At 44.8% G+C, this 8,373-nt stretch carries 6 protein-coding genes; 3 read left to right on the top strand and 3 right to left on the bottom strand.

The genetic code is table 11. From position 1 onward, the window contains the following. Positions 1-147: 147 nt before the first annotated feature. The 3 genes from EIP89_RS07390 to EIP89_RS07380 all read right to left on the bottom strand — a co-directional run bounded on the left by EIP89_RS07390 (position 148) and on the right by EIP89_RS07380 (position 5,677). Positions 148-2,655, bottom strand: a complete 2,508-nt coding sequence (locus EIP89_RS07390; protein WP_218019346.1) for a sodium-translocating pyrophosphatase — start codon at positions 2,653-2,655, stop codon at positions 148-150. Positions 2,656-2,769: 114 nt separating this feature from the next. Further along, a complete protein-coding gene (locus tag EIP89_RS07385) occupies positions 2,770-4,044 on the bottom strand; it encodes a hypothetical protein (RefSeq protein ID WP_124398032.1) in 1,275 nt (424 codons plus the stop codon). 91 nt (positions 4,045-4,135) lie between these two features. Further along, positions 4,136-5,677, bottom strand: coding sequence for an AbgT family transporter (locus tag EIP89_RS07380; protein ID WP_124398031.1), 1,542 nt, complete (start codon positions 5,675-5,677; stop codon positions 4,136-4,138). Positions 5,678-5,743: 66 nt separating this feature from the next. On the opposite strand from EIP89_RS07380, the gene crtD reads away from it, so the two are divergent. Genes crtD through EIP89_RS07365 form a run of 3 tightly spaced genes read left to right on the top strand, consistent with a single transcriptional unit; the run spans position 5,744 to position 8,348 of the window. After that, positions 5,744-7,222, top strand: coding sequence for a 1-hydroxycarotenoid 3,4-desaturase CrtD (gene crtD / locus EIP89_RS07375; RefSeq protein ID WP_124398030.1), 1,479 nt, complete (start codon positions 5,744-5,746; stop codon positions 7,220-7,222). Continuing rightward, positions 7,222-7,875: a carotenoid biosynthesis protein gene (locus tag EIP89_RS07370; RefSeq protein ID WP_124398029.1), complete on the top strand. Its 654-nt coding sequence runs from the start codon at positions 7,222-7,224 to the stop codon at positions 7,873-7,875. Before crtD ends, EIP89_RS07370 begins: the two co-directional genes overlap by 1 nt. Further along, positions 7,872-8,348: a sterol desaturase family protein gene (locus tag EIP89_RS07365; protein WP_124398028.1), complete on the top strand. Its 477-nt coding sequence runs from the start codon at positions 7,872-7,874 to the stop codon at positions 8,346-8,348. Before EIP89_RS07370 ends, EIP89_RS07365 begins: the two co-directional genes overlap by 4 nt. The last annotated feature ends 25 nt before the right edge of the window (positions 8,349-8,373 follow it).

Below are 8,373 nucleotides of genomic sequence, written 5' to 3'. Positions count from 1 at the left end.
TTTGCCGGGTTGCTGTTTAAAGACTACTCGCCTCACTTAAAATGTCTATGATGGCTCTAATTTACTTCAATTAAGGGTTTTATCAAAATAAAAAAGAAGGCGTCCTTTACTTTTTGGACACCTTCTTGATTGTATTGATGTTTCCAGTTATTGAGCAACCGTAATCTGTACCTCGTGTAAAATGGCCCCGTCGTAGCGGGCTGTAACACGAGCAGCCACCGGGTCTTTGTCTTTGTAAAGACTGATGAAGCCCTTCATGTCTGACAGATTTGGATCTTCGGCTGAGCGCATAATCACGCTGGATACGAAGATCACTTTTGAAGGTGTTTGAATGCTGGTAGCCGATTCAATTACCTCTCTATCGAGGTAAATATCCACTTTTCGAAGTGTTCCATCTTCATTTTGTTCAATGATGGCATTGCGTACCGGAATAGCAAAGCTTCCGAGATTAGGGATATTCAGTATCACATCTGGATGTGGCTGCTCAGCCGGCATGGTGGCTTCCATGCGTACGGCAGATTCGGTTAAGTCAGGCGCTTGGTGTTGATCTTTTACAGCAATATGAGGAGCAATAACCAGTGAAACTATGCTCATTAGCTTGATGAGGATGTTCATCGATGGTCCTGAGGTGTCTTTAAATGGATCTCCCACTGTATCACCGGTTACGGAAGCCTTGTGTGGTTCTGACTTTTTGTAATACACCTGGCCATTGATTTCTACGCCTTTTTCAAAAGATTTCTTGGCGTTGTCCCAAGCACCACCGGCGTTTGATTGGAACATACCCATCAACACACCCGATACGGTTACACCGGCCAGCATACCGCCGAGCACTTCGGGACCGAAGGCATAGCCAATGATTACAGGTACGACCAGAGCGATAGCCCCTGGAGCAATCATCTCGCGGATAGATGCCTTGGTTGAAATTTCAACACAGCGCTCGTATTCCGGACGCGCCTTATACTCCATGATGCCGGGAATTTCGCGGAACTGACGGCGCACTTCGTTCACCATGTCCATTGCAGCGCGACCTACAGCTGCAATGGCCAGTGAAGAAAAGATAAATGGGATCATGCCGCCGATAAATAGCCCCGCAAGCACGTCAGCTTTGTAAATGTTGATGGCATCAATACCTGCTACACCAACAAAAGCAGCAAACAGGGCTAGCGAGGTAAGGGCAGCAGAAGCTATGGCGAAACCCTTTCCAGTAGCGGCAGTGGTATTTCCTACTGCATCAAGTATGTCAGTACGGTGACGCACCTCTTCTGGTAACTGGCTCATTTCAGCTATACCGCCAGCATTATCAGCAATGGGGCCGAAGGCATCAATGGCCAGCTGCATAGCAGTGGTTGCCATCATACCAGCAGCTGCTATTCCTACGCCATATAGGCCTGCAAGCTGATACGAGCCATAAATACCAGCTGCCAAAACAATGATCGGCAGAACGGTACTTTCCATACCAACAGAAAGCCCACCAATGATGTTGGTTGCATGTCCGGTAGCTGACTGCTTCACAATCGAATTCACAGGACGCTTGCCCATTGAAGTGTAATATTCTGTAATAATGCTCATAAGAGCCCCAACGATCAAACCGAGAATGATGGAATAAAATACCTGAATGTTTGTAAAGGCATACCCGCGAATTTCCATATTTTCGGGCAAGATATACATTACAGCAAAGTAGGAAGCAATAGCTGTAAGCACGATTGAGCCCCAGTTTCCTAAATTAAGTGCTTTTTGCACATTGCCCTTATCGTCAGAGATGCGCACCAATTGCATACCTACAATTGAAAAGATCAGTCCAAGACCGGCAAGTATCATCGGAAGTATTACTGGAGCTATTCCTCCGAAGCTATCGTTTGATGCAATTTCTCTCCCTAATACCATTGTAGCCAAAATGGTAGCCACGTAAGAACCAAAGAGGTCAGCTCCCATACCGGCTACGTCGCCTACGTTATCGCCCACATTGTCAGCTATGGTTGCAGGGTTGCGCACGTCGTCTTCAGGTATGCCAGCTTCTACTTTACCTACTAAGTCAGCACCTACGTCAGCAGCCTTGGTGTAAATACCGCCACCAACACGGGCAAATAGGGCAATTGACTCGGCACCGAGAGAAAAACCGGCAAGCACCTCAAGGGCAGTAGCCATTTCGTCACCGTTCACATTGCCGCCTACACTTACCACGTACATATAGTAAAAAACAATAAACAAACCACCTAATCCGAGTACAGCAAGGCTAGCAACACCGATACCCATCACGCTGCCACCTGTGAAAGAAACTTTAAGCGCCTTAGCCAATCCGCTGCGCGCAGCTTGAGTAGTGCGCACATTCGCCTTAGTAGCTATGCGCATACCTATGTAACCTGCGGTGGCTGAGAAAACAGCGCCAATGATAAACGCAATCGCAATTACTGGACTCGAATTGTGTGTTTGCGTACCCAGCCATGCGAGCAGCAGCATAGCAATAGCGGCAAAGTAGCCGAGTATTTTCCACTCAGCCTTTAGAAAAGCCATTGCTCCGCTGGCAATATAGCCGGCCAAATCGCGCATTTTTTGTTCGCCGGCATCTTGTTTTTCGACCCAAGAAGATTTAACAAACATCGCAATGAGCCCTAAAGCGCCCATTAACGGAACCAAATACAGTATCGAATGCATCATAATAATCTGATTTTCAATTCATTCTTAAAAAAACGGCTGCAAATGTAATGCAGAAAGGCTTGTTAAAACACCATCCCTTACAAGCTTTGTTAAATAGAGTCTTACACAGATAGCTTAGAACGTATTTCGGGGTACTATCTTAAATGCCTTAATGTTAACCCCATCTACAGGCGGCAACTGCCCATCGGGGTAGCGATCTGCAAAATTTTTAAAGCCTTTTTTTACTACGTAAACAGCTAAGGCATCGCCCAAATTGGTGTAAATCTCAAAATAGCCATCCGGATCGATGGGTGTATTGAAATCGTCGAGCAAGGGCTGAATCCACCAATAATCGGTACGCGAAAAAAGCACTACATCGTGCTCAGCCGGAGAATATCCGCGAATAAAACCGCCAGCTATCATGACATCTCTGTAAGGCATAAAGCCTACGTATATTCCCTGTGAAGTAGCCTGTTTTTCTAAATGACGGAAGTAATTGTTGTTGATATCTATTTCAACTCCATCGCTCCATTTGCTCTTCAGACCTCTAATGTCTTCAGCATACACTCGAGCCAGGTAGGGATTGGGCTCAATATTGCGAATACGCATTCCTGTGTTGTTGGTGTAATAACTTATACCCACTGCAGTGCGTTGGTTCGTCGGCAAAAACTCTAAGCGATATTTCACTGCACCGAAAGTTGGAGTCCAAATCACATCAAAGCCTTTTTTCAAAATGGCTTTTTGGATTTTTTCCCCATTTTTTGGGGTTTTTATCTGTGGCGGATCAGGCAAATCCACAATTTGAGGGGCATCGCCAGTTGGCGGTATAATTGCCGCTTTTCCACTTTCAATCACATAATCGCCAGAGGCATTTTTCAAGGTATGATCACCAGCATAACTCGAAAACAAGGTTGATTCGCCACCTGACTTTTGCGTGATACCTGTTTCGATGTAAGGTACTGCTGCTTTGTTGGATTGGAGCAACACTTCGCCACCGCTGTATTTGATTTTTCCTGTTGAAAATGCTAAGTCGGCATCAAGGGTATAGCGCACATCTCCTTTTATCAGATATAAAGCGCCTTTACCGTCGTTGGTCTGCTCGAGCCAAACTTCACATTCGTCGATAAGCTCGATCTTGCTTTTTGGATTAATTACCAATGCTGCCTCTGTACCAGCCGGTATGCGAATGCGATCTCCCCAATAGATCTCGTCGCCATTGCGAGCAGGTTCCCAATTTTCTTTGTTTGAGCGCAATACCTCCACCGCATCTGAATTGCAAACAAGGGTGGTTTTCAGATTGATTAGGCTAACGGGCTCTTTGGGTTTACGCAGGTAGAAGTACCAATAAATTCCAAAACCTATAGCAATTACTAAAATGAGAACGGCTAAAAAACTTACAAGTCTTTTCATGTGTGTTTGAGGTAATGAGTTAAAGAGTGGGTAGAGCTTGTAAGTGTTTGACTTTTGCCGCCAAAAGTAATGTTTTTTTAAGGTTAGAGAATTATGGAGTGTAATACAGGGAAACTCCCGGACCAATCGGCAAGTCTATGGCGATCCACACAATCAAGAGCAGAACCCAGCCAATTAAAAACAACACAGAATACGGTAGCATGAGCGATATAACCGTTCCGATTCCGGCTTTGGGCTGATAGCGCTGTATGAAGGCCACAATTAGGGCAAAATAGCTCATCATCGGACTAATGATATTGGTAACTGAGTCGCCAATGCGATAAGCAACCTGCGTAAACTCAGGAGAATACCCCAACAACATGAGCATCGGTATAAAAACCGGAGCCATAATGGCCCATTTGGCAGAAGCAGAACCCATCACCAGATTGATCAAGGCTGATAGTAAGATGAAGGGTATCATGATAAAAACTGCCATGAGTAACTTGTTTTCCAAACCTAGAGATCCGATAATGGCTTTGAGTCCTTCAGCTCCTTTAACCGCTGAAATTAAGCCCAAATTTGTCCAATTGAAATACGCGACAAACTGCGCTGCAAAAAAAACGAGAACAATGTAGGACCCAAGTGTCTCCATGGATTTTGACATGCCTTTCATCACATCGGAATCGTTTTTTATAGTCCCGGCACCAATTCCATAAGCTATTCCCATAAGACCCGCACTCAGAAACACAAGCGCAACAATGCCATGCATAAAGGGCGACTTCAGCACACTGCCATCCGCCCCTCGCAACACTCCATTTTCTGGTATAATACCAATAAGAATCAATGCTGTGAAAGCCAAAAAAGTTACCAAAGCATATATCAACCCCCTGCGTTCCGATGAATTAAGCTGTTCGATTTTATCCTGATTTTGAACCAAATAATCTTTCCCGAGCCGGGGTTCTACAATTTTTTCCGTAACAAAAGTTCCTAAAAAAGATATCAAAATCGTGGAAAAAGCCATAAAGTAATAATTGCAGGCAGGATTCACCAAGTAATCCTTATCGATGATGCGTGCTGCCTCTTCTGAGAGCCCCGCCAGCAGGGGATCAATCGTTCCAAGAAGCAAATTAGCACTGTACCCACCCGATACACCGGCAAAAGCAGCTGCAAGACCTGCCAGCGGATGACGGCCTGCAGCTTGAAAAATGATGGCTGCCAACGGCACCAACAGCACATAGCCAACTTCGCTGGCCGTATTGCTCAACACTCCCGCAAAAACGACTACAAACGTGAGCAACTTAGGGGGCGAGGACAAAACAATTTTTCTCAACACCACGCCAATCAATCCGCTGCCTTCTGCTATACCTATTCCCAGCAAGGCCACGAGCACCGTGCCCAATGGAGCAAAGCCCGTAAAGTTGGTGACCATTTTCGTCAGGATCATGTCTAATCCCTCCCTCGAGATCAGATTTACCGGCTTAATGATAGACCCATTGCCAGGATGCACGACTTCGATATGAAAAAAACTGACGACTGCCGACAGCACCACAACAAACACAGCAAAAAGGAAAAACAACGTAGCAGGATGCGGCAAGGCATTGCCTGCACGCTCGATTAAAGCCAAAAAACGATCAACGCGCGAAGATTTTGTCATTAAAAAGTGCTTTTTAAGCAGGCGAAAATAAACTTAACCTTTGTACCCCGCGTATTTTTAAAGAAAATGAAAACCAAGAAACTCACTGCTGCCATCATAGGCTCAGGCGTAGCCGGCCTTGCTTCGGCAATTCGCCTATCGGCAAAAGGATTTGATGTGCATGTATTTGAAAAGAATTCTTATCCGGGCGGAAAGCTTTCAGAAATTCAAGTCGGGAATTATCGATTCGACGCTGGTCCATCGCTCTTTACCATGCCACAGTATCTGGAAGACACCTTTACAGCAGCCGGTTTGCGCCTTGCAGATTATTTTTTATACGTCAAGCACCCTACTGCCTGCCATTATTTTTGGGACGATGGCACTTTTCTTCCCGCCTCTGGCAATCTGAACGAATTTGCCGCTAAGGTGGAAGAAATTTTACAAGTTCCGAAAAATCGAGTTATTGAATATCTCGAAAATGCTCGTTTTACATACGAAAAAACAGGGAGAATCTTTTTGGAGAAGTCGCTACACAAATTAGGAACCTGGCTTACAACCGAAACGCTAAAAGCGATTGCGCATTTGCCCCGCTACCAAATCACCACTACCCTACACCGCGTAAATGAAAAGTGGCTGGAGCATCCTAAACTGGTGCAGCTCTTTGATCGCTTCGCTACTTACAATGGATCTGATCCTTATCAAACGCCAGGCATTATGCACATCATCCCACATTTTGAGCATAACGTTGGCACCTTTTTCCCGATCGGCGGCATGCACGCCATCACTCAAGCGCTGTACAAGGCTGCCACTGACCTGGGCGTTAAATTTCACTTTAACACGCAAGTCGATAAAATTCGCTGGGAAGGCAATGTGGCTAAAGGTGTAGTTACCGATGGAGATTTTCAACCCTTTGACCTGATCGTCTCAAACATGGACGTGGTGCCTACCTACAAATATCTCTTGCCCGACGCCCCTCAACCAGAAAAAATTTTGAGTTATCCGAGAAGCAGTTCCGCATTAATCTTTTATTGGGGAGTGAAACATCAATTTTCGGAGCTGGATATGCACAACATTTTCTTTTCAAACGATTACAAAGCTGAATTCGAACACATTTTCCGAAAAAAAACTATTTATCACGACCCGACAGTGTACATCAACATCACCTCGCGCTGGAATGCCGGCGACGCCCCCGAAGGCTGTGACAATTGGTTTGTAATGGTAAATGTCCCTGGCAATACTGGACAGAATTGGGACGAGCTCTTGCAACAAACGCGTGAAAACGTACTCAGTAAGCTCAGCAAAAGACTTGGCACTGCTATTGAACCACTGATTGAAGCCGAGGCAACCCTAGACCCCAGAAGTATTGAGAGCAAAACTTTCTCCTATCAAGGAAGCCTTTATGGAGCGGGCAGCAATGATATGTTCTCAGCTTTTGCCCGCCATCCGAATTTTAGCAGAAAAATCCGAAATCTCTACTTTTGCGGAGGAAGCGTTCATCCGGGAGGGGGAATACCTCTTTGCCTTCTCTCAGCCCGAATTGTCTCCGATTTAATTGAAACACCTTGATGAAAGACTTAAAAGACCTCTTCAAAAATCTGGAACAGTCCCTACTTGTGCTGCTCATTGTAATGCACGCTTGGGCTCTGGTAGCCTTTAACCAACCTACCCTCCGGAGTATATTCCTTCCTCTAACGCCATTGAATCTGCTCCTAAGCGGTTTTGTGGTTTTTAAAAGTTATCGAGGACATACTCTGTCTGTCTTCGCACTTGCATTTGCCATCTATTTATTGGGATTTTTCATCGAAGCTATTGGAGTTAATACAGGTTTTCCCTTTGGAGAATATGAGTACGGCAGCGTTCTCGGTCCTAAAGTCTGGGAAACCCCCATCATCATTGGCGTCAATTGGTTTATCATGTTTTCAGGTATCTTAAATGCCGTTGAACTTATTCGACTACCAATTATTATTAAAGCACTTTTAGGTGCCACACTTATGACGGCAGCTGATTATTTGATAGAGCCAGTGGCTATTTCTCTTGAGTTTTGGACTTGGGACAAAGGTTTACCACCTGTTGAAAATTACATGGGCTGGTTTGGCGTATCCCTTGGCATGTATCTTATGTATTACAAGTTTTTTAAATCAGTGGTTGTGACCAAAAATGCCCTTTGGGTTGTTTCTATCTTTGTATTGTTTTTTATGTTTCAAAACTTGTGGATATGATTTGGGCTTACATCCTTGTAGCGTTAGTCACTTTTGTAGCGATGGAATATGTAGCATGGGCCGCACATAAGTATCTGATGCACGGGCCTCTATGGGTATTACATCGCGATCATCATGTTAAAAAACCCGGATTTTTTGAGAAAAACGATGCTTTCTTTCTGATTTTCGCCATACCTTCTTGGCTGTGCATCATGCTTGGCCTGATGTATTCAAACAATTGGTCAGTGAGCGTAGGTGCAGGTATTGCTTTGTACGGCATTGCTTACTTCATCGTTCATGAAGTGTATATCCACCAGCGCTTTAAATGGCTAAAGCCTTCTAAAAACCTGTACTTCGCTGCCATCTTGCGCGCGCACAAGATGCATCATAAACATTTGGTAAAAAATCCGGGGGAGAGCTATGGAATGCTCTTTATTCATCCCAAATACATTCGCGAAGAAATCGAATTTCGCAAGCGCAAAGCATCTGCGTAAATTTTATACTTTATTTATTTTCTCA

Origin of the sequence: Thermaurantimonas aggregans (assembly GCF_003851885.1) — a bacterium.
Taxonomy (GTDB): domain Bacteria; phylum Bacteroidota; class Bacteroidia; order Flavobacteriales; family Schleiferiaceae; genus Thermaurantimonas; species Thermaurantimonas aggregans.
This window is presented reverse-complemented; position numbering and strand designations above follow the sequence as displayed.

Bases quoted from the DNA above. Each gene is read 5' to 3' on its own strand.
- EIP89_RS07390 (WP_218019346.1), bottom strand. From the start codon at position 2,655: ATGATGCATTCGATACTGTATTTGGTTCCGTTAATGGGCGCTTTAGGG.
- EIP89_RS07365 (WP_124398028.1), top strand. From the start codon at position 7,872: ATGATTTGGGCTTACATCCTTGTAGCGTTAGTCACTTTTGTAGCGATG.
- crtD (WP_124398030.1), top strand. From the start codon at position 5,744: ATGAAAACCAAGAAACTCACTGCTGCCATCATAGGCTCAGGCGTAGCC.
- EIP89_RS07370 (WP_124398029.1), top strand. From the start codon at position 7,222: ATGAAAGACTTAAAAGACCTCTTCAAAAATCTGGAACAGTCCCTACTT.
- EIP89_RS07380 (WP_124398031.1), bottom strand. From the start codon at position 5,677: ATGACAAAATCTTCGCGCGTTGATCGTTTTTTGGCTTTAATCGAGCGT.
- EIP89_RS07385 (WP_124398032.1), bottom strand. From the start codon at position 4,044: ATGAAAAGACTTGTAAGTTTTTTAGCCGTTCTCATTTTAGTAATTGCT.